The organism is Nocardioides sp. 616, assembly GCF_002930065.1.
GTDB classification, from domain to species: Bacteria; Actinomycetota; Actinomycetes; order Propionibacteriales; family Nocardioidaceae; genus Nocardioides; species Nocardioides houyundeii.
In genome coordinates, this window is record NZ_POAG01000017.1 from 18,342 (window position 1) to 41,561 (window position 23,220).

18 protein-coding genes and 1 other RNA gene are annotated in these 23,220 nt (G+C 71.4%); 11 read left to right on the forward strand and 8 right to left on the reverse strand.

Features of this window, described 5'->3' with window-relative positions; all coding sequences use genetic code 11:
• Positions 1 to 3: 3 nt before the first annotated feature.
• Together C5H89_RS06585 and C5H89_RS06590 are read left to right on the forward strand one after the other, a co-directional pair.
• Positions 4 to 1,452 carry an RNB domain-containing ribonuclease gene (locus C5H89_RS06585; RefSeq protein ID WP_104106807.1) on the forward strand — a complete coding sequence of 483 codons (1,449 nt, stop codon included), beginning with the start codon at positions 4 to 6 and terminating at the stop codon, positions 1,450 to 1,452.
• Between the two features lie 118 nt (positions 1,453 to 1,570).
• Complete coding sequence (locus C5H89_RS06590; RefSeq protein WP_104106253.1) at positions 1,571 to 2,641, forward strand: DUF4082 domain-containing protein; 1,071 nt, start codon at positions 1,571 to 1,573, stop codon at positions 2,639 to 2,641.
• 42 nt (positions 2,642 to 2,683) lie between these two features.
• Here C5H89_RS06590 and C5H89_RS06595 read toward each other — a convergent pair whose 3' ends face one another.
• Together C5H89_RS06595 and C5H89_RS06600 are read right to left on the reverse strand one after the other, a co-directional pair.
• A complete protein-coding gene (locus tag C5H89_RS06595) occupies positions 2,684 to 4,099 on the reverse strand; it encodes an MFS transporter (protein WP_104106254.1) in 1,416 nt (471 codons plus the stop codon).
• A gap of 51 nt (positions 4,100 to 4,150) precedes the next feature.
• Positions 4,151 to 4,624: a hypothetical protein gene (locus tag C5H89_RS06600; RefSeq protein WP_104106255.1), complete on the reverse strand. Its 474-nt coding sequence runs from the start codon at positions 4,622 to 4,624 to the stop codon at positions 4,151 to 4,153.
• Positions 4,625 to 4,686: 62 nt separating this feature from the next.
• Between C5H89_RS06600 and C5H89_RS06605 the strand changes: the two genes are divergently transcribed.
• Complete coding sequence (locus C5H89_RS06605) at positions 4,687 to 5,757, forward strand: MsnO8 family LLM class oxidoreductase (protein WP_104106256.1); 1,071 nt, start codon at positions 4,687 to 4,689, stop codon at positions 5,755 to 5,757.
• A 29-nt stretch (positions 5,758 to 5,786) separates the two neighbouring features.
• Positions 5,787 to 8,336 (forward strand): ATP-dependent helicase HrpB, encoded by a 2,550-nt coding sequence (gene hrpB / locus C5H89_RS06610; protein ID WP_240181743.1) that lies wholly within the window; start codon positions 5,787 to 5,789, stop codon positions 8,334 to 8,336.
• 47 nt (positions 8,337 to 8,383) lie between these two features.
• On the opposite strand, the gene rnpB is transcribed toward hrpB, so the two are convergent.
• Positions 8,384 to 8,771, reverse strand: an RNA gene (gene rnpB, locus C5H89_RS06615) — RNase P RNA component class A.
• Positions 8,772 to 8,824: 53 nt separating this feature from the next.
• On the opposite strand from rnpB, the gene C5H89_RS06620 reads away from it, so the two are divergent.
• Positions 8,825 to 9,247: a tetratricopeptide repeat protein gene (locus C5H89_RS06620; RefSeq protein ID WP_205304902.1), complete on the forward strand. Its 423-nt coding sequence runs from the start codon at positions 8,825 to 8,827 to the stop codon at positions 9,245 to 9,247.
• 1 nt (position 9,248) lies between these two features.
• Here the strand turns inward: C5H89_RS06620 and map are convergent, their stop codons facing one another.
• A complete protein-coding gene (gene map / locus C5H89_RS06625) occupies positions 9,249 to 10,124 on the reverse strand; it encodes a type I methionyl aminopeptidase (RefSeq protein ID WP_104106257.1) in 876 nt (291 codons plus the stop codon).
• Here map and C5H89_RS06630 point away from each other — a divergent pair.
• Entirely contained in the window at positions 10,123 to 10,332 is a 210-nt protein-coding gene (locus tag C5H89_RS06630; RefSeq protein ID WP_101524803.1) for a hypothetical protein, read from the forward strand. The two genes, map and C5H89_RS06630, sit on opposite strands and share 2 nt — an antisense overlap.
• A 6-nt stretch (positions 10,333 to 10,338) precedes the next feature.
• On the opposite strand, the gene C5H89_RS06635 is transcribed toward C5H89_RS06630, so the two are convergent.
• Together C5H89_RS06635 and panB are read right to left on the reverse strand one after the other, a co-directional pair.
• Positions 10,339 to 11,568 carry a PQQ-dependent sugar dehydrogenase gene (locus C5H89_RS06635; protein ID WP_104106258.1) on the reverse strand — a complete coding sequence of 410 codons (1,230 nt, stop codon included), beginning with the start codon at positions 11,566 to 11,568 and terminating at the stop codon, positions 10,339 to 10,341.
• Between the two features lie 32 nt (positions 11,569 to 11,600).
• Complete coding sequence (gene panB, locus C5H89_RS06640; RefSeq protein WP_104106259.1) at positions 11,601 to 12,467, reverse strand: 3-methyl-2-oxobutanoate hydroxymethyltransferase; 867 nt, start codon at positions 12,465 to 12,467, stop codon at positions 11,601 to 11,603.
• Between the two features lie 127 nt (positions 12,468 to 12,594).
• Between panB and C5H89_RS06645 the strand changes: the two genes are divergently transcribed.
• From C5H89_RS06645 to C5H89_RS06660, 4 genes are all read left to right on the forward strand, one after another.
• Entirely contained in the window at positions 12,595 to 14,652 is a 2,058-nt protein-coding gene (locus tag C5H89_RS06645) for an NAD(+) synthase (protein ID WP_205304951.1), read from the forward strand.
• 116 nt (positions 14,653 to 14,768) lie between these two features.
• Entirely contained in the window at positions 14,769 to 16,106 is a 1,338-nt protein-coding gene (glnA, locus tag C5H89_RS06650) for a type I glutamate--ammonia ligase (protein WP_104106261.1), read from the forward strand.
• Between the two features lies 1 nt (position 16,107).
• Positions 16,108 to 16,917 carry a hypothetical protein gene (locus C5H89_RS06655; protein ID WP_104106262.1) on the forward strand — a complete coding sequence of 270 codons (810 nt, stop codon included), beginning with the start codon at positions 16,108 to 16,110 and terminating at the stop codon, positions 16,915 to 16,917.
• Positions 16,907 to 19,879, forward strand: a complete 2,973-nt coding sequence (locus C5H89_RS06660) for a bifunctional [glutamine synthetase] adenylyltransferase/[glutamine synthetase]-adenylyl-L-tyrosine phosphorylase (RefSeq protein WP_104106263.1) — start codon at positions 16,907 to 16,909, stop codon at positions 19,877 to 19,879. The genes C5H89_RS06655 and C5H89_RS06660 overlap by 11 nt, the downstream gene beginning before the upstream one ends.
• A gap of 14 nt (positions 19,880 to 19,893) precedes the next feature.
• Here C5H89_RS06660 and C5H89_RS06665 read toward each other — a convergent pair whose 3' ends face one another.
• Positions 19,894 to 20,352, reverse strand: coding sequence for a hypothetical protein (locus tag C5H89_RS06665; protein ID WP_104106264.1), 459 nt, complete (start codon positions 20,350 to 20,352; stop codon positions 19,894 to 19,896).
• Complete coding sequence (locus C5H89_RS06670) at positions 20,349 to 21,554, reverse strand: TerC family protein (protein WP_104106265.1); 1,206 nt, start codon at positions 21,552 to 21,554, stop codon at positions 20,349 to 20,351. Before C5H89_RS06670 ends, C5H89_RS06665 begins: the two co-directional genes overlap by 4 nt.
• 222 nt (positions 21,555 to 21,776) lie before the next feature.
• On the opposite strand from C5H89_RS06670, the gene C5H89_RS06675 reads away from it, so the two are divergent.
• Positions 21,777 to 22,994 carry a lipase family protein gene (locus C5H89_RS06675; RefSeq protein ID WP_104106266.1) on the forward strand — a complete coding sequence of 406 codons (1,218 nt, stop codon included), beginning with the start codon at positions 21,777 to 21,779 and terminating at the stop codon, positions 22,992 to 22,994.
• Positions 22,995 to 23,220: the final 226 nt, after the last annotated feature.

Genomic DNA, 23,220 nt, shown 5'->3' on the forward strand with positions numbered 1-23,220 from the left:
CGCATGCCCACGCCACGTGTTGTCCGGTTCCGTCGACCCGAGGACGAGGTCGCGGCGCGAGAGCTGCGCGAGGGCATCGCCGCGATCCAGGCCGAGCTCGGCGTCTCGTCGGAGTTCGACGAGGAGGTCCTGCGCGTCGCCGAGGCGGCTGCGGCGGCGCCCCGGCTGCCGGCGCTGGACCGCACGGACATCCCGTTCCTCAGCATCGACCCGCCGGGCGCGATGGACCTCGACCAGGTGCTGCACATCGAGCGCCGAGGGTCCGGCTACCGGGTCCACTACGCGATCGCCGACCTCGCGGCCTTCATCACCCCGGGCGATGCGGTCGACCGCGAGGCCAACCGCCGCGGGGAGACGCTCTACGGTGCCGACTCCAAGATCCCGCTGCATCCTCCGGTCATCTCCGAGGACGCAGGCTCGCTGCTGCCAGACCAGGTGCGCCCGGCGCTGCTGTGGACGCTCACGCTCGATGAGACCGGAGAGGGCACCGACGTCACCGTGGAGCGAGCCCGGGTGCGGTCCCGCGCCCGCTACGACTACGACCAGGCGCAAGACCTGATCGACTCCGGGCGGGCTCAGGAGAGCCTGGCGCTGCTGGCCGAGGTCGGGCCCCTGCGGCTGGCCCGGGAGGCCGCGCGGGGCGGGGTCAGCCTGCCCCTGCCGGACCAGCAGATCGACATGTCTGGCACGAGCTGGAAGCTGGAGTTCCGGCAGCTGCTGCCGGTCGAGAGCTGGAACGCCCAGCTCTCCCTGCTGACCGGGATCGCGGCAGCATCGCTGATGGTCCGGGGGCAGGTCGGGCTGCTGCGCACGCTGCCGCCCGCGGACCCGCGCGACGTGGCGCGGCTGCGGCGTACCGCCCAGGGACTGGGTCTGGAGTGGCCCTCCGAGGTGGCCTACCCCGACTTCGTGCGCACCCTGGACCCGGCCGAGCCCCGGCATGCCGCGATGGTCGTCGCCTGCACCCGCCTCTTCCGGGGCAGCGGGTACGCCGGGTTCCACGGCGAGGTCCCCGCCCAGCCCGGGCACGCCGCGATCGCCGCGGAGTACGCCCATGTCACCGCTCCGCTGCGCCGCCTGGTCGATCGCTACGCCTCCGAGATCTGCCTGGCGCTGTGTGCCGGCGAGCAGGTGCCGTCCTGGGTGCTGTCGAAGCTCGAGGAGGTCCCCGACACGATGAGGGAGTCCGGTCGTCGCGCCAACCAGTACCAGAACGCCATCCTCAACCTGATGGAGGCCGAGGTCCTTGCGGACCGCGTCGGGAAGTCCTTCGACGCGGTGGTGGTGGAGGTGGACGAGAAGGACCCGCGCCGGGGAGAGGTGAACCTGGTCGACCTGGCGATCGAGGCGAAGCTGAGCAGCGAGCGGGAGCTGCCCCTGGGCACCACGGTCACGGTGCGTCTCACGGAGGCGGACCCGGCGACCCGGCGCGTCGGATTCACCCTGGACTAAATCCACAGCCTGCGTATAGTGCCGCGCTACTGAAGCCGCGAGCTCGTGGGTCCGGTCCCGAACCAGATGGGGTGGAGCCTCCCTGCTGACGGCGTGCGCTGGCAACGGGGGACGTGACATGGGGATTCGCAGCACCGTGGTGGCGGGAGTCGGGGGACTGGTGCTCGCGGCCGTCGCCGTGATTCCACTGGCTTCGGCGAACGGGGAGCGAGAGCCGACGGGGCTGTGGCCCACCGGTTTCCGGGCCCAGCAGACGGCGGCCGACTGCGGCAAGTGGGCACTGGACGCCAACAACTTCTGCGTGGCGGACGACGCCCGCAACGGGCTCGAGGTGGGGGTCAAGTTCCGCACTGCTCGCCCGCTGGAGATCACCGGTCTGCGGGTCTACCGGGCCGACCCCGCCGAGCTGCGGGGGTCGCTGTGGGACAGCGACGGCAACCGCCTGCGCAGCGGACTGTTCCCGCCCCAGAGCGGCAACGGCTGGCAGGACATGAGGTTCGACCAGCCGGTGTCGATCCAGCCCGGCCGCACCTACGTGGCCTCGTACTTCACGCCCAGGACGAAGTACGCCTTCCGCTACGGGTTCTTCGCAGACTCCTCGCACACGGTGGGTCCGATCACCGCCCTGCAGGCCACCGACGCAGAGCCGAACGGCGTCCACTGCTACGACGACGCCGCGTGTGTCTCCTTCCCCGTGCGCGCTTTCCAGAGCTCGACCTACTGGGTGACTCCCCTGTGGGAGGCGGCTGCCAATGATCCTTCGAACCCCTCGGCCACGCCCACCGTCAAGCCGACCGGTGCGAGCAACCCCAAGCCCACCACCAAGCCCACCGGCGGGACGAGCCTGACAGACCTCCGGGTGCTGAAGATGACTCCACGGGCCGGTGCCAAGGGCGTCCGAGGCAAGGCGAAGGTGCGGGTCACGTTCTCGCGCGCCGTGCGCAACAGCTCCCTCAACCGGGCGAACGTCAAGCTCGTCCGCAAGGGCGGGGCCCGGGTCGCCGCGCGGCTCGTCTACGACGCGAAGCGACACGAGGTCGTGATCCGGCCGCGGTCCGCGCTGCGGGGGCGGACGACGTACCGGGTGGTCGTCACGGCCGGGGTGCGGGCCCTCGCGGGGGACCGTCTGGACCAGAACCCCGACAAGGCAGGCCGACAGCCCGCAACCTGGCACTTCCGCACCCGCTGAACCGCGCTGCGGGCATCCGGGCTGGTCTGCGCGCGGGGACCGTCAGCCCAGGGTTCCGGTGCTTCGCCGGGACTGGCTGCGACTGCGGTGCGTGGCCAGGGTGTGCATCGTCAGCACCGCGAACACCGTGAGACACACCATCGCGCTCACCGCGAAGGTCGCGCTGATCCCGGCGTTGGTCGTCCCGCCGCCGGCCGTCGTGTGGGCCGCGATCACCGCAGCGGAGATCGCGGTGCCGAACGAGCTCCCCACGGTCCTGAGCACCTGGTTGAAGCTCACCGAGCTGCCCAGCTCGGCCACGGCCACGCTGCGGGCGATGAGGGCCGGCATCGCGGCATAGCTGGCGCCCATCCCGACTCCGAAGAGAAACATCCCGCACACCAGCTCCCACAGCTCGGAATGGGCCAGCCAGAGAAGGACCGCGGCGCTGGTCATCAGGCCCGCGCCGGTCGGCAGCAGCACCGCGAGGTCGATGCGCCGGGACACTCGCCGCACCACCCGGTTGGCCAGGAAGCTGCCCACGGAGAGGGGGAACATCACGAACCCGGCCCAGAACACGGGCAGCGCCAGGCCGTAGCCGGTCGACTCGGGCGCCTGGGCCACCAGGCTGCCGAGCGAGAGACCGATGTAGAGCGCGCCCCCCAGCCCGATCGCGGTCGCGTTGGCGAGCACCACGTCGGGCCGCGCGAAGGTCCTCAGGTTGATCAGGGGATGGGAGGTCCGCAGCTCGACGAGCACCCAGGTCGTCATCACCAGCACGGCGGCCACGAGGACGCAGATGGTGGCCGGCGAGGACCAGCCCCAGCGGGCACCTTCGCTGATGCCGAGCAGCAGGCTGCCGAGGCCGGTTCCGAGCAGGGCTGCGCCCGCGAAGTCGAAGGCGGGCGCCGGAGCGCTCGTGGGCACGTCGTCGGGTATCGCCTTCACCACCACGACGATCGCGCTGACCACGAACACGGTGGCGAACCAGAAGGCGGCCCGGTAGTCGAAGGTCCCGGCCAGGATGCCGGTGAGCGGATAGCCGACGCCGATCCCGGTGGCCACCGTCACCGAGAGGCTGGAGATGGCGGACTGTGAACGGTCCGGGGCCGAGTGCTGTCTGACCAGGGCGATGGTGACCGGGACGATCCCGTAGGTCAGGCCCTGCAGCGCCCGTCCGAGGAGGAAGACCTCGAAGCTGGGTGCCGTCGCCGCCACCGCGCACCCCAGCAGCACGATCGCCAGGGACACCAGCAGCAGACGCTTCTTGCGGGGGCCGTCGCTGAGCCGCCCCATTACCGGCGTCGCGACCGCGCCGGCGAGCAGGTTCACCGTCAGCATCCACTGCGCGGTGCTCACCGCCACGTCCATCTCCACCGCGATGGAGGGCACCAGCAGCATGCCGAGCGAGGAGACGACGGCGGTGGACAGAGCCGCGTACACCAGCGCCGGCACCAGGGTGCGCTGGGAACCCCTCATGGGGTGCCTGGAGAGATGGTGCGCAGGGACGGCACGCGTGCCACGCGACCCTCAGTCGCGGGACGGGCGTGGGGCCCACTCGAGCGCGCTCGCTCCAGAGCGCGCGCGACCGCGCAGCGCGATCACCGCGAGGGGGTGAGGAGTGCCAGCCACGTGCGCCTGGGGAGCACGCCGGGACTGCGTGACCGCTCGGACGCGCTGGGTGAACAGGACGAAGCGCGGAGCGTCGCCACGCCCGGCGGGCGTGAGGTCCACCGCGACCCAGAGCCCGTCCGGCTCGAACGTGAGGGCATCCGGTTTCGCGCCGGCGGGTTTCAGGGCGACGTCGGGCGTGTGCACCCGGAGCTGGAAGTCGACCGCCCGCGCGTGGCTGTCGCGGGTGTTCTGGAGCCGATGGATCGCCTGGATGAAGTCCTTCTCCTCGCGGGCGATCGACCCCGCCAGGACCCACGGCGGCTGAGGGCCCTCAGCGTCGATCGTCGGTCGAACCTTGTTCCCGCACACCCACACGTCGCCCCAGCTCACGTGCCCATCCTCCCTCCGATGCTCCGCGGGAAGCCCGGCGGGGCTCCCCACGTTGACCCCGAGTGAAGCTCTCCCTGCTCGACCGCTCCCGCACCCGCGCCGGCGAGCCCGAACGGCGCGCCCTGACCCACACCGTCGAACGGGCCGTTGCGGCGGAGCAGCTGGGCTACGGGCGGTTCTGGGTGGCCGAGCACCACGGCGTTCCCGGCATCGCCTCGGGCGCGCCCGCGGTGCTGCTCGCCGCGGTCGGTGCCCGGACCGCCAGCATCCGCCTCGGTTCGGGCGGGGTGATGCTGCCGAACCACCAACCGGTGGTCGTGGCCGAGCAGTTCCTGATGCTCGCGGCCCTGCACCCGGGCCGCGTCGACCTGGGCGTGGGGCGGTCGCTGGGATTCACCGCCCCCGTGCGGCGGGCGCTCCGCCGCCCCGACGGTGAGCGCGACCTCTTCGTCGACGACATCGCCGAGCTGCGGAGCTACCTGGAGGGGACTGCGCCGGTCACCGCGCGGCCGGTCCTCGCGGAGGAGATCCCGGTCTTCGTGCTCGCGACCGGCTCCGGGATCGGAGTTGCGGCTGCTCTCGGGCTGCCGGTGGTGCTGGGCGGACCGGTGCTGGGCAGCCCCGACCTGTCAGAGCTGGTGACGGCGTACCGGCGCGACTTCCGGCCGCACCGGGGGAGTCGTCCGCACGTCACCGTCTCGCTCGACGTCCTGGTCGCGGAGACCGATGCCGAGGCGCGCGCGCTGGCCCTCCCGGAGGTCTGGGCCATGGTGCAGGCCAGGCGGACCGGGGTCTTCGAGGCGCTCGAGCCGGTCTCCGCGATCCGCGGGCGCCGCCTTGCCGGGCGGGTGCAGGAGCTCGTGGAGCGGGGCTTGGACGGGGTGGCCGCCGGCGCCCCGGGGACGGTACGCCGACGGCTGGAGCGGATCGCCGATCTCACCGGCGCCGACGAGCTGCTCGCGTCCGGCTCCACCTACGACCGCCGGGCGCTCACGGCCTCGGACGCTGCTCTGGCCGCACTGCTGATCGACTCGGGTCAGCTGGCTGCACGCCAGGCCCGTGAGGGGAACCGAGAGCACCATCCACCTGGTCAGATCGGTGCTGTGACGTCCCGCCACGGCGGAGGGAGGTGAGGCCGAGGCACGTCAGGCACACTGCAGGAGTGTCCGACCCGCTGCGCAGCCTGCTGGCCGCACCGCCCGACCTCCCGGTCACCGCGGGCCTGGCCGCTCTCGACGAGGCGCTCCGGACCCGCGGAGTCGCGGTGGTCCACGCACCGCCCGGCACCGGCAAGACGACCTTGGTCCCACCTTTGGTCGCCGACGTCGTCGCCGGACGGGTCGTCGTCACCCAGCCCAGCCGCATCGCAGCCCGCGCTGCTGCCCGTCGGCTGGCGCACCTGCTGGGCGAACCGGTGGGGGAGACGGTCGGGTACTCCGTTCGCGGAGACCGGCGCACCAGTCGACGTACCCGGGTCGAGGTCGTCACGACCGGCCTGCTGCTCCGGCGGATCCAGCACGACCCTGAGCTGGCAGGAGTCAGCGCCGTCGTGCTCGACGAGGTGCACGAGCGCCACCTCGACGCCGACCTCACCCTGGCGCTGTTGATCGACATCCGGGCCAACCTGCGCGAGGACCTGTCCCTGGTGGCGATGTCGGCCACCATCGAGGCCGAAAGGACGGCCACCCTGCTCGGCGGAGGCGACGATTCCCGAGGCGCTCCGGTGATCCATGTCCCGGGTGCCCTGCACCCCGTCCAAGCAGTCTGGTGCCCGCTGCCGGCGGGGTTGCGCCGTACCGACGACCGGGGGATCACCCCGGCCTTCCACGACCACGTCGCAGCGACCGTACGTCGTGCGCTCGCCGAGCACGAGGGAGACGTCCTGGTCTTCGTGCCGGGTGTCGCGGAGATCGAGGCGACCGTACGTCGCCTTGCCGGGGTGGGCGCGGACGTGTACGCCCTGCACGGACGTCTGTCAGGCGCGGAGCAGGACCGTGCGCTCAGCGAGGGCCCGCGTCGCCGGGTCATCGTCTCGACCGCGGTTGCGGAGTCGTCCCTGACGGTGCCCGGCGTGCGCGTGGTGGTGGACGCCGGATTCTCCCGCGAGCCGCGCACCGACCACCGTCGAGGACTGGCGTCCCTGGTCACCGTCGCGGTGAGCCGCGCAGCGGCCGAGCAACGAGCGGGCCGCGCTGGCCGTCTGGGGCCAGGCGCCGTGCTGCGTTGCTGGTCCGAGGCCGAGCACGCGCACCTGGCCGCTCACCCGCAGCCCGAGATCGCCACCGCGGACCTGACGGCCTTCGCCCTGGAGGTGGCGTGTTGGGGGAGTCGCGACGTGCAGGACCTGGCGCTGCTCGACCAACCGCCCGCGCACGCCCTGTCGGCAGCCAAGGAGGTGCTCGTCGACCTGGGGGCGATCACCGACGACGGTAGAGCCACCCGGAGGGGCCGGGTGATCGCCGGTGTGCCCGCCGACCCCAGGCTGGCGCGGGCCCTCATAGACGGGGCTGGTCTCGTCGGGGCCAGGCGGGCCGCGGAGGTGGTCGCGATGCTCAGCGAGGACGTGCGTGCTCCCGGCGGAGACCTGGTCGCCGCGCTCCGGTCGCTGCGCGCCGGCCCGCGGACGGGATCGTGGCGCAGCCAGGTCACCCGGCTGGAGGCCATCGTCGAGAAGCACCGCACCGTCGGCGACCGGGGAGGGGCATCGGAGCACGCCCGAGCACTCACCGATGACGTGGCGGTCGGGCTGGTGGTGGCCTTGGCGCATCCCGACCGGATCGCGCGCAAGCGCTCCGGCGCCTCGAGCTACCTGATGACGTCCGGGACGGGCGCGGCACTCGATCAGCGTGGCCCGGGACCCCTGGCTGGCCTGGAGTGGCTCGCGGTGGGCGACGCGGAGCGGCGGCCGGGGCAACGTGAAGCCCGGATCCGGGCGGCGGCGCCGCTCACCGAGGACCTGGCGCTGGAGGCGGCGGGGTCCCTGTGGGCCGAGGTGGACGAGGTCACCTGGACCGGAGGGCGGGTGCTGGCTCGGCGACGCACGCTGCTGGGCGCGATCGAGCTCGGTTCGGTCCCGCTCAGCGATCCACCGGCGCAGGCCGTGACCGACGCGATCCGGGAGGCGGTGGCGAGCGAGGGGATCGGTCTCCTCGCGTGGTCGGAGCCGGCCACGGCGCTGCGCGCTCGCCTCGATTTCCTGCACCGTGCTCTCGGTGACCCGTGGCCAGACGTGAGCGATGAGGCGCTGACCCAGAACCTCCAGTCGTGGTTGGGGCCGCAGCTGGCGCGGGTCCGGTCGGCCCAGGACCTGCGCCGCATCGATGTCGGCACCGCGCTTCGGGCGCTGTTGCCCTGGCCCCAGGCGGGCAGGCTCGACGAGCTGGCCCCAGAGCGGGTGGAGGTGCCCAGCGGGTCGAGCGTGCGGATCGACTACTCCGCCGAGCAGCCGGTGCTCGCGGTGCGACTGCAGGAGGTCTTCGGCTGGAGCGCAGTGCCGGTCCTCGCGGACGGCCGGGTCCCGCTGCTGCTGCACCTGCTCTCGCCCGCCCGGCGCCCGGCCGCCATCACCGCGGACCTGGAGTCCTTCTGGGACAACGGCTATCCGGGTGTGCGTGCTGATCTGCGCGGGCGTTACCCCAAGCACGCCTGGCCCGAGGATCCCCGCAGCGCACCGGCCACGCGACGTACGAACGCACCCCGCCCCCGACGGTGAGCGCGCGTTGATCCCGCCTGGGGGGAATCTCCCTGTCACAGGTGAAGCGAATGGGTCAGCCTGTAAGCCGGGTTCTGTCCCGCCGTGAGGCGGGGGCGATCATCCATCTACGACGGCCGTTGCCGGCCGCCTCCTGCGGTCTACCCGTGCACTCGGGCGGGCCGCCCTCGAACGTGCACGCACCACCCGCGGACGGATGGCTTCTTGACCTTGCTCCAGGTGGGGTTTGCCTAGCCGCTCCGGTCGCCCGGAGCGCTGGTGGTCTCTTGCACCGCCGTTTCACCCTTACCGCCCCGTGAGGAGCGGCGGTCTGTTCTCTGTGGCACTTTCCCGCGGGTTGCCCCGGGTGGGTGTTACCCACCACCTTGCCCTGTGGAGCCCGGACTTTCCTCGGCGCCGGGATGACCCCGACGACGCGATCGCCCAGCTGACCCATTCGCGCCCCGAGTCTAGGGGAATCGGGGAGACGGGTGCACCGTTGACCCGGCATGGAGAACGAGTACACCGCTCCGCCGATGGTCTTCCCGGGTCAAGGGGGTCCCGAGCATGCGTACGGCGTGGCCTACGACCTGTTGTGCAGGCGAGCGCCGGACGAGGCGCTCCGGCTGCTCGAGCCCGCCCTGGAGGCCGAGCCGGAGAACACCGGACTGCGGGTCCTGCGGGTCTGGGCGTGGCTGATCCGGGCCCAGCTGGGCCGTGCGGAGGCCGAGCTGCGAGAGCTCGCTGCCCGGTTGCCCAGTGACGCGTGGGTGCAGCACGCCCTGGGACGGGCGCTCGAGCGGCAGGGGCGTCCCGCCGAGGCCCTGCCGCACCTCAAGCTGGCGGCAGTGATGTCGGAGGACTACGACCACCAGGCGGCGGTGCTGCGCGTGGAGCGCGCCCTCGCGCACCGGGCGGGGATGGACACGTAGGTCAGGGGTTGGTCAGCACCTCGGCGCCGGTCGGGGTGACCAGCAGGGTGTGCTCGAACTGGGCGCTGCGGCGCCGGTCCTTGGTGACCACCGTCCAGCCGTCGTCCCACATCTCCCACTCGTGGGTGCCGAGGTTGAGCATCGGCTCGATGGTGAACGTCATGCCGACCTCGATCAGGTCGTCGTAGTGGTCGGTGTCGTAGTGGGGGACCACCAGCCCGCTGTGGAAGGCCGTGCCGATGCCGTGGCCGGTGAACTCCCGCACCACGCCGTAGCCGTAGCGCTTGGCGTAGGACTCGATCACCCGGCCGATCACGTTGATCCGGCGACCGGGGCGCACGGCGCGGATGCCGCGATCCAGCGCCTCGCGGGTGCGCTCGACCAGCAGTCGCGTCTCCTCGTCGACCTCACCGGCCAGGAAGGTGGCGTTGGTGTCCCCGTGCACGCCGTCGAGGAAGGCGGTGATGTCGATGTTGACGATGTCGCCGTCCTCGATGACCCGCCCGTCGGGGATGCCGTGGCAGATCACCTCGTTGACGCTGGAGCACAGCGACTTGGGGAAGCCGCGGTAGCCCAGGGTCGAGGGGTAGGCGCCGTGGTCGCACAGGAACTCGTGACCGATGCGATCGAGCTCGTCGGTGGTGACGCCGGGCGCCACGGCCGAGCCCACGAGCTCCCGGGCCTGTGCCGCCAGCCGTCCGGCGGCCCGCATCTTCTCGATGGTCTCGGCGTCCTTGACCTCGGACCCCTCGAACCGCGCGGGGGCGGGGCGGTCGACGTACTCCGGACGCGGGACGTCGGCGGGGACCGGGCGACGTGGAGAGATGGTGGCGGCAGCTACTGGACTCACGCCTGCGAGTGTAGTTTCTGCTGGCATGAGCAAAGCGCCGCAGTACTGGTTCTGCCTGATCCACCGCACGGTCGAGGGCCGGGACGGCTGCAAGAACGCCGACCGCCTCGGTCCCTACGCCACCGAGGCCGAGGCTGCCGCTGCCCTGGAGCACGTCCAGGCCAACAACGAGGCCTGGGACAACGACCCGACGTGGAACGACGACGCCGAGGCCGAGGACAAGAAGGAGGACTGACCCCCCTCAGCGGGGCCGGATCTCCAGCACCTCGTCGGCACCGCCGCCGTTGCTGGTGGTGACCAGCAGGCGTCCCGAGGGCAGGGACGTGACGCTGCGCAGGCGTCCGAACGACCTCAGACGTCTCGGCGCGCGCACCCGCTGGTGCACCCCCGACTCGTCGAACCGCAGGAACAGCAGCCTGCTGGCCTTGAGGGCGGCCACCGCGAGCGTGCCCTCGAGCGCTCCCCACTGCTTCCCCTGCACCCAGGCCGCTCCCGACGTGGCCAGCGTCGGCCTCCCGGAGCGCCACCGCGCGGACACCTGCTCCCCGGGCAACGACGGGTCGGTCATCGGCACGGCCTCGTTGTAGCCCGGCACCGGGTTCCACCCGTAGTCGCCTCCCGGGACCAGCAGGTTGACCTCGTCGTCCCGGTCGCTGCCCTGTTCCACCGACCACAGCGACCCGTCCGAGCGTTGCGCCAGCCCCTGGACGTTGCGGTGGCCGTAGGTGAGCACGTAGCGGGTCCGGGCGTCGGCGGAGCCGACGAAGGGGTTGGACGGCCACGGCGCGCCGGTGCCGGGGTCCAGCCGCAGCACCTTGCCGCCCAGCGAGCCCAGGTCGCGGGGGTTGGTGCCCACCGCGGCGTCGCCGGTGCCCACCAGCAGGGCACCGGTCCTGCGATCCAGCAACAGGCGGCACCCGCCGTGGCGACCGCTGGAGGCCGGGATGCCGCGCAGGAGCACCGTGCCGCCGCGCGCGCGGGCGCCGTCGGGGCTCAAGCGCCACGAGGTGACGCGCACGTCGTGGCCGTTGCCCGCGAAGCCTCCGTGACAGGCGTAGAAGCGGCGCGACGTCGCGAAGTCGGGCGAGACCGCCAGGGACATCAGGCCGGTCTCACCGGAGCTCCACACGGCGCTGCGGGGGAACCTCACGGTGCGTCGCTCGCCCTGCTGCACCACGCTGAGCCGCCGTCGGTCCCGCTCGGTGAGCAGGAACGTCCCGGCGGCCACGGGCTGGACGTCCCAAGGGATGTCCAGCCGCCCGACGAGGCGACGTACCTTCAGCCGCGGAGCGCTCCGGTCCGCGACTTGGTCAGCGACCGCGGCCGCCCCCCACCCGACTGCGCCGTCCCGACCGGCCGTGGGGCCGGCGGCAGGTACGGCGCCGACCGGGACGCTCAGGAGTCCCACGGCCAGCAGACCGGTCAGGCCCGCCAGCGCGGGGGTGGAGCTGGCGGCGAGGTGCAGGCGCATGGGGCGACGCTAGCTCCGCGCCGGCGCGTTGACTAGAAGGAGTGCTCCGGGCCCGGGAAGGTCCCGCCCTTCACGTCCTCGGCGTAGGAGCGGGCAGCGCTCAGCAGCACCCCGTGCACGTCGGCGTACTGCTTCACGAACTTGGCCATCCGACCGGTGCGCAGGCCGAAGGCGTCCTGCCACACCAGCACCTGGCCGTCGCAGCCGGGACCGGCGCCGATGCCGATGGTCGGGATCGCGAGCATGGCCGTCACCTCGGTGGCCACCACCTCGGGCACCATCTCCATCACGACGGCGAAGGCACCGGCCTCCTGGACGGCCAGGGCGTCAGCCAGGAGTCGCTGGCTGGCCTCGCCGCGTCCCTGGACCCGGTAGCCGCCGAGGGTGTGCTCGCTCTGCGGGGTGAAGCCGATGTGGGCCATCACCGGGATGCCGCCGCGCGTGCACCGCTCGATCACCGGCGCCATCTCGACCCCGCCCTCGAGCTTGACGCAGTGCGCGCCGCCCTCCTTCATGAAGCGCGCGGCGGTGAGATACCCCTGCTCGGGCGAGGCCTGGTACGAGCCGAACGGCAGGTCCCCGACCACCATGGCGCGTCGCACGGAGCGGGCCACGGCGCGGGTCAGGGGGAGCAGCTCGTCCACCGTGATCGGCAAGGAGGTCTCGTTGCCGAGCACGTTGTTGGACGCGGAGTCGCCGACCAGCAGCAGGTCGATGCCGGCCTCGTCGAAGGTGGCCGCGGTGTACATGTCGTAGGCGGTGAGCATGGTGATGCGCTCGCCCCGCTCCTTCATCTCGCGCAGGTGGTGCGTGCGCACCTTCCGCGTCGGCGTGGCGGTGCTGGCGGCACCCGTCCCGTAGGGGGCGGCCACCTCGCCGGCTGGCTGCTGCTCGCTCATCGTCGTCTCCTCGCAGGCATCTCGCGGCTCCCTGGTGGAGTCCACGGACGCCAGACAGGCTAGTCGCAGGCGCGAACCGCCACGTGTGGCGCCGCTCACCCGAGCCGGCCGGTCGGATCCCTAGACTCTGCGCGTGGACTTCTTCTCCGCCTACGCCCACGGGTTCGCCAGGGTCGCCGCGTGCACGCTGCCGGTGGCGCTGGCAGACCCCGCCGCCAACGCGCAGGCCGTGATCGAGCAGGCGCGCGCCTGCGACGCCGACTCGGTCGCCGTCGCGGTCTTCCCCGAGCTCTGCCTCACCGGCTACTCGGTGGACGACCTGTTCCTCCAGGACGTGCTGCTCGAGGGCGTGCACGCGGGACTCGCCGAGATCGCGGAGGCCAGCCGCGACCTGATGACGGTGCTCGTCGTGGGTGCTCCCCTGGTGCACGGCACCCGGGTCCTGAACTGCGCCGTCGTCATCCACCGGGGCGAGGTGCTGGGGGTGGCGCCGAAGTCCTACCTGCCCACCTACCGCGAGTTCTACGAGCGCCGGTGGTTCGCGCCGGGCGACGACCGCCGGGACGAGTGGGTGACCGTGGCCGGGACCGAGGTCCCCCTGGGTCCGGACCTGCTCTTCCGCGCCGTCGACGTCCCCGACCTCGTCGTGCACGTGGAGGTGTGCGAGGACATGTGGGTGCCGGTTCCCCCGAGCGCCCGGGCCGCTCTGGCCGGTGCCACGGTGCTGCTCAACCTCAGCGGGAGCCCTATCACCGTGGGTCGCTCGGAGGAGCGACGCCTCCTGGTGCGCAGCGCGAGCGCGCGCTGCTCGGCGGCCTACGTGTTCGCCGCCGCGGGACAGGGCGAGTCGACCACCGACCTGAGCTGGGACGGACAGACCATGGTCTACGAGGTGGGGGACCTGCTGGGCGAGACCGAGAGGTTCCCCGACGGCCCGAAGCGCACGGTGGTGGACGTCGACCTCGCCCGGCTGCGTCAGGAGCGGATGCGCCAAGGGACCTTCGACGACAACCGCCGCACCGCCGGCGGGTCCGGCGGTCCCTCTGACCCGGCGTTCCGGGTGGTCGACCTCGAGATCGGGCCTCCCAGCGGAGACATCGGCCTGCGCCGCAAGCTGGACCGGTTCCCGTTCGTGCCCGACGACCCCGAGCGGCTGGCGCTGGACTGCTACGAGGCCTACAACATCCAGGTGTCCGGGCTCGAGCAGCGGCTGGTGTCCATCGGCAGCCCCAAGCCGGTCCTCGGAGTCAGCGGCGGGCTCGACTCGACCCATGCGCTGATCGTGGCGGCGAAGGCCATGGACCGGCTGGGCCGTCCCCGCAGTGACGTCCTGGCCTTCACCATGCCCGGCTACGCCACCGGCTCGGCCAGCAAGTCCTACGCGATCCGCCTCTGCGAGTCGCTCGGGGTGACCTTCGAGGAGATCGACATCCGGCCGGCGGCGGACCAGATGCTGACCGACCTGGGCCATCCCTACGCCCGGGGGGAGAAGGTGTACGACGTCACCTTCGAGAACGTCCAGGCGGGGCTGCGCTACGACTTCCTGTTCCGGCTGGCCAACCAGCGCGGCGGCATCGTGGTCGGCACGGGGGACCTCTCCGAGCTCGCGCTCGGCTGGTGCACGTACGGCGTCGGCGACCAGATGTCGCACTACAGCGTGAACTCCGGGGTGCCCAAGACGCTGGTCCAGCACCTGATCCGGTGGGTGATCGGGCACGGCGAGTTCGACGCCTCCACCAACGAGGTGCTGGCCGAGATCCTGGAGCAGGAGATCACCCCCGAGCTGATCCCGTCGCAGGAGGGGGTGAGGCCGCAGGCGACCGAGGACTCCGTCGGGCCCTACGCGCTGCAGGACTTCACCCTCTTCCACCTGGTGCGCCACGGTCGGAGCCCCTCGAAGATCGCCTTCCTGGCCATGCACGCCTGGCGGGACGCCGATGCGGGGGAGTGGCCGCCCGGCTACCCGGTCCAGGACCGTCCGTCCTACGACCTGGCCACCATCAAGGCCTGGCTCGAGGTCTTCGTCCGTCGGTTCTTCGCCAACCAGTTCAAGCGCAGCGCCCTGCCCAACGGACCCAAGGTCAGCCCGGGCGGGACGATGTCTCCACGGGGGGACTGGCGGATGCCCTCGGACGCCCGGGCCACGGCCTGGCTACGAGACCTCGAGCGCGTTCCGCAGGGCTGAGGCGGCCGGGCACGCCCCGCGCGACCCACCGGCACCACCGGCCCCAGCAGGCGTGATCCGCCCCACCTCAGCAGTTCCGCGAAATCCGAAAGATGCCTTGCCCTATCGTTGCGCGCATGGGTAAGCAAGAGGACTTCGTGCTGCGCGCACTCGAGGAGCGCGACGTACGGTTCGTGAGACTGTGGTTCACCGACGTTCTGGGCTTCCTCAAGTCCGTCGCGGTCGCTCCTGCGGAGCTGGAGAGCGCCTTCGGTGAGGGCATCGGCTTCGACGGTTCGGCCATCGAGGGCTTCGCCCGGGTGCAGGAGAGCGACATGCTCGCCAAGCCCGACCCGTCCACCTTCCAGATCCTGCCGTGGCGCGGCGAGGGTCCCTCCACCGCGCGGATGTTCTGCGACATCCTGATGCCGGACGGCAGCCCGTCGTACGCCGACCCGCGTCACGTGCTGAAGCGGACCCTGGGTCAGGCGGCCGACAAGGGCTTCACCTTCTACACCCACCCCGAGATCGAGTTCTACCTCTTCAAGGACACCCCCCAGAGCGGGGTCGAGCCGGTGCCGGTGGACCGCAGCGGCTACTTCGACCACACCGCCCAGTCGATGGGCGCCGACTTCCGGCGCGAGGCCATCACGATGCTGGAGTCGATGGGCATCTCCGTCGAGTTCAGCCATCACGAGGGCGGCCCCGGGCAGCAGGAGATCGACCTGCGCTACGCGGACGCGCTGAGCACCGCCGACAACATCATGACCTTCCGCACCGTGGTGCGCGAGGTGGCGCTGAGCCAGGGGATCTGGGCGAGCTTCATGCCCAAGCCCTTCACCACCCACCCCGGTTCCGGGATGCACACCCACGTGTCGCTGTTCGAGGGCGACCGGAACGCGTTCTTCGAGGCCGGCGCCCAGTACCAGCTCTCCCGGACCGGGCGGCAGTTCATCGCCGGGATCGTGCGGCACGCCGCCGAGATCACCGCGGTCACCAACCAGTGGGTCAACAGCTACAAGCGCCTGATCGGTGGCGGTGAGGCTCCCTCGTTCATCTCCTGGGGGCACAACAACCGCTCAGCCATGATCCGGGTGCCGATGTACAAGCCCAGCAAGGGGCAGTCCACCCGGGTCGAGCTCCGTTCGCTGGACGCCGCCTGCAACCCCTACCTGGCCTTCGCCGTCACCCTGGCGGCCGGCATGAAGGGCATCGAGGAGGGCTATGAGCTGCCGCGCGAGGCGGAGGACGACGTCTGGTCGCTGACCGAGCGCGAGCGCCGCAGCCTGGGCATCGAGCCGCTCCCCAGGACCCTCTTCGAGGCCATCAACGTGGCCGAGAGCAGCGAGCTGCTGGCCGAGACGCTCGGCGAGCACGTCTTCGACTTCTTCCTGCGCAACAAGCGGGCTGAGTGGGAGGCCTATCGCGGCCAGGTGTCCGCCTTCGAACGCGACCAGATGCTGCCGGTGATCTGACATGACCTCGCACCGGGTGCCTGGCTCCGCGCGCCGATCGGGCGCGCGCAAGGCCCTGCCCCCGGCCCGGTCGGTGCTGGACCCGACCCCCGTGGCTCGCGACCACGTGCAGGACAACGACCGCCGCCGCCCGATCCCTCGCAAGCGGCCCAGGGTCGCCGGGGCGACCTCCAGGACCGACCCGACGCGGGTCAGTGGCCCGATCCGGGCGGTGCTCGAGCCGATGCTGTGGCTGGCCTTCGTCAGCGGCGTGGTCTGGCTGCTGGTGGCCATGGACCCGGGCGTGACAGACCCCGACCCGGGAGTCGTGGTCTACGAGTACACGCAGCCCCTGTCGATCCTGGTGGGCGCGCTGCTGCTGATCTCCACCATCAGCGCCCTGATGTGGCTGTCCTCCTCGACCTCGGCCACCCGGGCCAGGAGCTCCTTCGCCGGCTTGGGGATGCTCGCCTCGGGCTGGCTCTTCGCCAAGGTGCACCCCGTGGACAACGGCGACTTCGTCTGGCGGTCCTGGACCAGCATCGGGGTCGGGGTGCTCCTGGTCGCCATGTGCTCGGTGCCGTGGCCCACCAGCGCTGCCCGGGTCCCGAGGCGTCCGACCACGGGCACCTGGATGGTGCTTGCGTTGCTGCTCGCCGGTGGCGTCATCGTGTCCATGCTGGCGTGGGAGGCCTCGCGCACCGGTCTGGTCGGGTCCTCGGACGTGGAGCAGGCCTGGGACCTGGTGCTGCCGTTCCTGATCATGCTCGCCCTGCTGCTGGCGGTTGCCCGCTTCGTGCTGCACCGCCCCCAGCGGACCAATGCCGGCTGAGCCGAGCAACACCGCGCTGATCCGAGCCGGCTTCCAGGAGCCGGACCGAGTCCGGCAGGAGATGTCGGAGCTGGGCGAGCACGCTGCCCCCCTGCTCTCGACGTTCTCCCGGACCGCCGATCCGGACCTGGCGCTGTCCGGCCTGGTGAGGATGACCGCCAGCCCAGGGGCCGATCCCGAGATGCTGGCCGAGCTCGTCGACGACGAGGGCACGGCGATGCGGCTGCTGTCCGTCCTCGGTGCCAGTGCCGCCCTGGGCGACCACCTGGCCCGTCGGCCGCAGCACTGGCGCGAGCTGACCGATCCTCATCTGGGGTGCAGCCGTCCGGCGGCGTGGGCAGTCCGGGCGCAGCTGCTGGAGGCGGTGGGCGCGGACCCGGGCTCCCCGCACCCGGTCGCCACTCTCCCCGATGCCGCGGCCGTGGACGCCCTGCGCGTCGAGTACCGCCGGATCCTGCTACGGCTGGCAGCGCGCGACCTCGCCCACCACCAGAGCCTGGACGACACCGCGGCGGAGCTCTCCGACCTGGCTGCGGGCACCCTCGACGCCGCCCTGGCGGTGGCGCGCGCCCGGCTCGGTGACGACTGGCAGAAGGCCAGGCTGGCCGTGGTGGCGATGGGCAAGTGCGGGGGGCACGAGCTCAACTACGTCTCGGACGTCGACGTCATCTTCGTGCACGAGGTGGCCGAGGGGGTCGACGAGAACGCCGGCACCCGCGTTGCCGCGCAGCTGGCGAGCCACCTGATCCAGATCTGCTCCGAGCACACCGGCGAGGGGACCATCTGGCCGGTGGACGCCGCACTGCGCCCCGAGGGCAAGGCCGGGCCGCTGGTGCGCACGCTGGCCAGCCACCAGGGCTACTACGAGCGCTGGGCCAAGACCTGGGAGTTCCAGGCGCTGCTCAAGGCCCGGCCCGTGGCGGGCGACCTGGTCCTGGGGCGGGCGTTCGTCGACATGGTGCAGCCGATGGTCTGGCGGGTCGCGGAGCGGGAAGGGTTCGTCCTCGACGTGCAGGCGATGCGGCGCCGCGTGGTCGACCACATCCCGAGCAAGGAGGCCGCGCGCCAGCTCAAGCTGGGCTCCGGCGGACTGCGCGACGTCGAGTTCGCCGTACAGCTGCTCCAGCTGGTCCATGGCCGCGCGGACGAGCGGATCCGAACGCCCACCACGCTCAGCGCCCTCGCTGAGCTCACCCGGGGTGGGTACGTCGGGCGCGAGGACGGGGAGGCGCTGCACGAGGCCTACTCGTTCCTGCGGTCGATGGAGCACCGGATCCAGCTCTACCAGCTGCGCCGGATCCACGTGGTGCCCGAGGACGAGCGCGACCTGCGCCGTCTGGGACGCTCGATGGGATTCTTCCGGGAGCCGGTGCAGCTGCTGGAGAAGACCTGGCACTACCACCGGCGCGAGGTGCGGCGGCTGCACGAGAAGCTCTTCTACCGGCCACTGCTGGAAGCCGTGGCGCGGATTCCTGGACCCGACGCCCGGCTCACCGTCGAGCAGGCCGAGACCCGGTTGATGGCGCTCGGCTACGCCGACCCCCGGGCGGCGCTGCGTCACCTGGAGGCGATGACCAGCGGCGTCTCGCGATCCGCGGCCATCCAGCGCACTCTGCTGCCGGTGATGCTGGAGTGGTTCGCCGACTCGCCCGATCCCGACGCCGGACTCTTCGGGTTCCGCCGGATCAGCGAGACCCTGGGTGACAGCCACTGGTACCTCCGACTGCTGCGCGACGAAGGACAGGTGGCGCAGCGCTTGGCGCGGGTGCTCTCCACCTCTCGCTATGCCACCGAGCTGCTGGAGCGCGAGCCCCAGGGAGTGCGGATGCTGGGGGAGGACCTGACCCCGCTGAGCGCCGAGGCGCTGACCACCGAGATGCGGGCCACCGCCGGCCGACAGCTGTCCGCGGAGGACGCCGTACGAGGAGTGCGGGCGGTACGACGGCGTGAGCTGTTCCGGATCTCGGTGGGCGACCTGTTCGGCGAGACGGACGTGGCGGACGTGGGTCGGGCGCTGGCCAGGCTCACCGACGCCACCTTGGAGGCCACCCTGGACGTGGCATCGGGCGAGATCTGCCGGCAGCGTGGACTCGCCGAGCCCCCGGCACGTCTGGCGATCGTGGCCATGGGCCGGTACGGCGGCTTCGAGCTGTCCTACGGCAGCGACGCGGACGTCATGTTCGTCCACGAGCCGGTGCCCGGTTCCGACAGCCACCGCGCCGCGTCCTTCGCGCAAGCGGTGGCCAACGAGCTGCGGCGCCTGCTGGCCATGCCCGGCAGCGACCCCGCCCTGGAAGTCGATGCGGGCCTGCGCCCGGAGGGCAAGCAGGGACCGTTGGTGCGGACGGTGGAGTCCTACGCGTCGTACTACGCGAAGTGGTCCCAGGTGTGGGAGGCACAGGCGCTGCTGCGGGCCGACGCCACCGTCGGCGACCCGGACCTCCGCAGGCGGTTCACCGAGCTGATCGACCCGCTGCGGTTCCCCGAGGGCGGCATCAGCCTCGACGACGTGGTCGAGATCCGTCGGATCAAGGCCCGGGTGGACCACGAGCGCCTGCCGCGGGGGGCCGACCCGCACACGCACCTCAAGCTCGGCCGGGGTGGCCTGGCCGACATCGAGTGGACCGTGCAGCTGCTCCAGCTCCGGCACGCCGGGGCGGTGCCCGCGCTGCGCACACCGATGACCCTGGAGGCCTTGGCCGCAGCGGCGGAGGCCGGACTCATCTCGGAGCAGGACGCGCAGACGTTGGAATCGGCCTGGCGGCTGGTGAGCCACGTCCGCAACGCCGCCACCCAGGTGCGCGGCAAGGCCGTGGACCAGCTGCCCCAGGACGCCAAGGAGAAGGCTGCGGTCGCGATCGTCCTCGGCTACGGACCAGGGGACTCCGACCGCATGGTCAACGACTACCTGCGCACGACCCGGCGAGCCCACGCCGTGGTCGAGCGGATCTTCTGGGCCTGACGCAGAAGGTCAGGTCAGGCTGCCGGGCGGCGTCCCGTGGCGGCCTCGCGCAAGGCGCGCAGCGCCCCGGTGGACCACAGCGCCCACAGCACCAGCAGCGGCTGGAAGAAGAGCCTGACCAGTCGAGCGCGGTCACTGTCCAGCCCGAAAGCGTCGGTCCCCTCGACGTACTGCGCGACGTTGCCGGGGAGCACGGCGACGAAGAAGCCCGCCGTCACCACCCCCACGAGCACCTTCGGGCGGGCCAGCAGGAGCAGCCCGAGGCCGAGCCCGATCTCCGCCACGCCCGAGACCACGACCACCACGTCGCTGTCGACGGGGAACCAGGAAGGAACCTGCGCCTGGAACTCCTGGCGGGCGGTGGTGAGGTGGGTGGCGCCGGCGAACAACAGCACGGCGCCGAGCAGCCAGCGTGCGGCGTCCTGGAGCCGGGACGTCGCCGGAGTCGGCGGCAGCAGCGCCGCGGCCCTCATCGGGGCTTGGCCTCGCCCCGGGCCACGGCCTCGTCGCGGCTGGAGCGTGCCCGCTCGAGCAGTTCCATCAGGTCAGCCTCCGCGCGTGCCTTCTCGCGGTACTTCGGCCCCAGCGCGATGATCTGCTCGCGCTCGGCGAGCAGCGCGTTGTAGATCCGCTCCCGCTCGGCCGGGTCGTGGGTGTATTCGGAGTCGAGGTAGGACTCGGCGTGGCGACGGGCGTTGGCGATGGCGGTCTGCGCCTTGCCCGCGGGGCTGACCAGGGAGGCGATCACGGTGACAGCGAGGACCCCGATGATCACGGCGAGGGAGAGACCGATGCCGACCTCGACGACCGGGACGTGCTCGCCGTCGTTGATGAAGGGCAGGTTGTTCTCGTGCAGCGCGTGCAGGATCAGCTTGACGCCGATGAAGGCCAGGATCGCGGCCAGGCCGTAGGAGAGGTAGATCAACCGGTCGAGCAGACCGTCGATGAGGAAGAAGAGCTGGCGCAGGCCGAGCAGGGAGAAGGCCGTCGCGGTGAACACGATGTAGGTGTTCTGGGTGAGCCCGAAGATGGCGGGGATGGAGTCGAGGGCGAACAGGATGTCGGTGCCGCCGATCGCCACCATCACCAGCAGCATCGGCGTCATGACGCGCTTGCCGTTCTCGATGGTGAAGAGCTTGTCCCCGTCGTAGTGGTCGCTGGTGTGCATGAACTTCTTGGCGATCCGGATGATGAAGTTGTCCGCGCCGTGCTCGTCCTCGTCCTCCGGCTTGAGCAGGTTGCCAGCGGTGAGGAGGAGGATCAGGCCGAAGAGGTAGAAGATCCAGGCGAAGGAGTTGATCAGCGCGGCGCCGAGGAGGATGAAGCCGGTGCGTGCGATGAGGGCGAACACGATGCCGAAGAGCAGCACCTTCTGCTGGTCCTCGCGAGGTACCCGGAAGCTCGCCATGATGATCAGGAAGACGAACAGGTTGTCCACCGACAGGGCCTTCTCGGTGACGTAGCCGGCGAAGTACTCCGAGCCGGGGCCGCCGCCGGCGAACAGCAGCATGCCGAGCCCGAAGATGATGGCGAAGCCGACGTAGAGGGCCGACCAGATGGCAGCCTCACGCAGGGTCGGCACGTGCGCCTTGCGCACGTGGAAGACGAAGTCGAAGGCCAGCAGGGCCAGGATCCCGATGATCGTCAGTCCCCAGACCAGTGGGGTTACCTCCATGGCAGATCGCTCCTCGAAGCCCGCGCGGACGCCGACGGGGAGTCGGCTGGATGCGCGCTCAGGGGGCCCCGAGCGCGCCCTCAGTCTGCCATGTGACCCCTGACAGTGATCCGGCGTCGAGTGCTGGAACGGTCCGTGATAACCCGGCGATGAGGGTTGCCTGTGATGTCTGTCACATGGTCTCCTGGCCTACCTACTCGGGGGTAATCAAAGGAGCTCTAGATGTCACCTTCTCGTCTCACCGCAGGACTCGCCGCTGCGGCGGCCATGCTGCTCATCCCGTTCTCCGCACCGGCCGCCCAGGCCGCGGAGGACCTGCCCCCCTTCTACCAGGCCCCCGCGACGCTCCCGGCCAACAACGGCGACGTGATCCGCAGTGAGCGACTGGGCTACCTGCTGGATCCCGCAGCGGTGAAGGACCTGGCCTACACCTCGACCCGGGTGCTCTACCGGTCCACCAACCGCACCGGCAGGGCTATCGCGGTCTCGGGGTCCGTCATCGTGCCGAAGGCGCCGTGGGTGGGCAAGGGCACGCGCCCGGTCATCGGCTACGCGGTCGGCACGCAGGGGGTCGGTGACGCCTGCGCCCCCTCCCGCCAGTTCAGCCAGGGCTTCGAGTACGAGTCGATCTTCATGGCCGGTCTCCTGGCCCGCGGCTACGCGATCGCGATGACCGACTACGAGGGCCTCGGAACCGCGGGGCTGCACACCTACATGGACCGCGAGTCGCAGGGACACGCGGTGCTGGACGCGGTGCGCGCCGCGCAGCGGCTTGCTGGCACCGGGTTGTCCAGCACCAGCCCGGTGGGTCTCTACGGCTACTCGCAGGGTGGGGCCGGTGCCGCGTCCGCGGCGGAGCTCGCCTCCACCTACGCACCGGAGCTGAAGATCAAGGGGACGGTCGCGGGCGCGGTCCCGGCTGACCTGCGGGCGTTGCCGGGCGCCATCGACGGCACCCTCTACTCCGAGTTCACCTGGTACGCGATCGCCGGCCTCTCGGCCAGCTACGGCCTGGACATCAACGACTACCTCAACGACGCGGGCAAGAAGATGCTGGCCCGGGTCTCCGACAACTGCGTCTTCGACCTCCTGGGGTCCGCCTTCACCAAGTCCTCCGACTACACCGCGGACGGCTCCAGCCTCGGCCAGCTGATCGAGCGCGAGCCCTTCAAGACGATGATCGCCGAACAGCGCATCGGTCTGCGCAAGCCGAGCGCCCCCGTGCTCCTCACCCAGAGCCTGCTCGACGACATCGTTCCCTACCGGGTCGGTCGACAGCTGACCGTCGACTGGTGTGATCGCCAGGCCAACGTGCGCCTCAGCACCAACGCCACACCGCTGCACGTGGGCGGCATGCTCAACAACGCCACGGAGGTCTACGGCTTCATGGAGGCCCGGTTCGCCGGGCTGCCGGCCGCCAGCTCCTGCTGGAGGCTCTAGGTCGCGTGCCTCGCGCCGTGGGCGGCGCGGGTCTCCACCTCGGGGCGTGGCCTTGGTCGCGCCCCGAGGCGACTCCGGCCTTCGTGTCCAGTTCGTGTCCTGACGAACCCGTGGCTGGCTTGCATTCCTTGACAAAGTTGATCAATCTTACTGACATACAGGTCGAATTAGCCTGGATGCTGTGCTGACTGCTTGTGTCAGCCGCTGAGACGGATCGAGCAAGGAG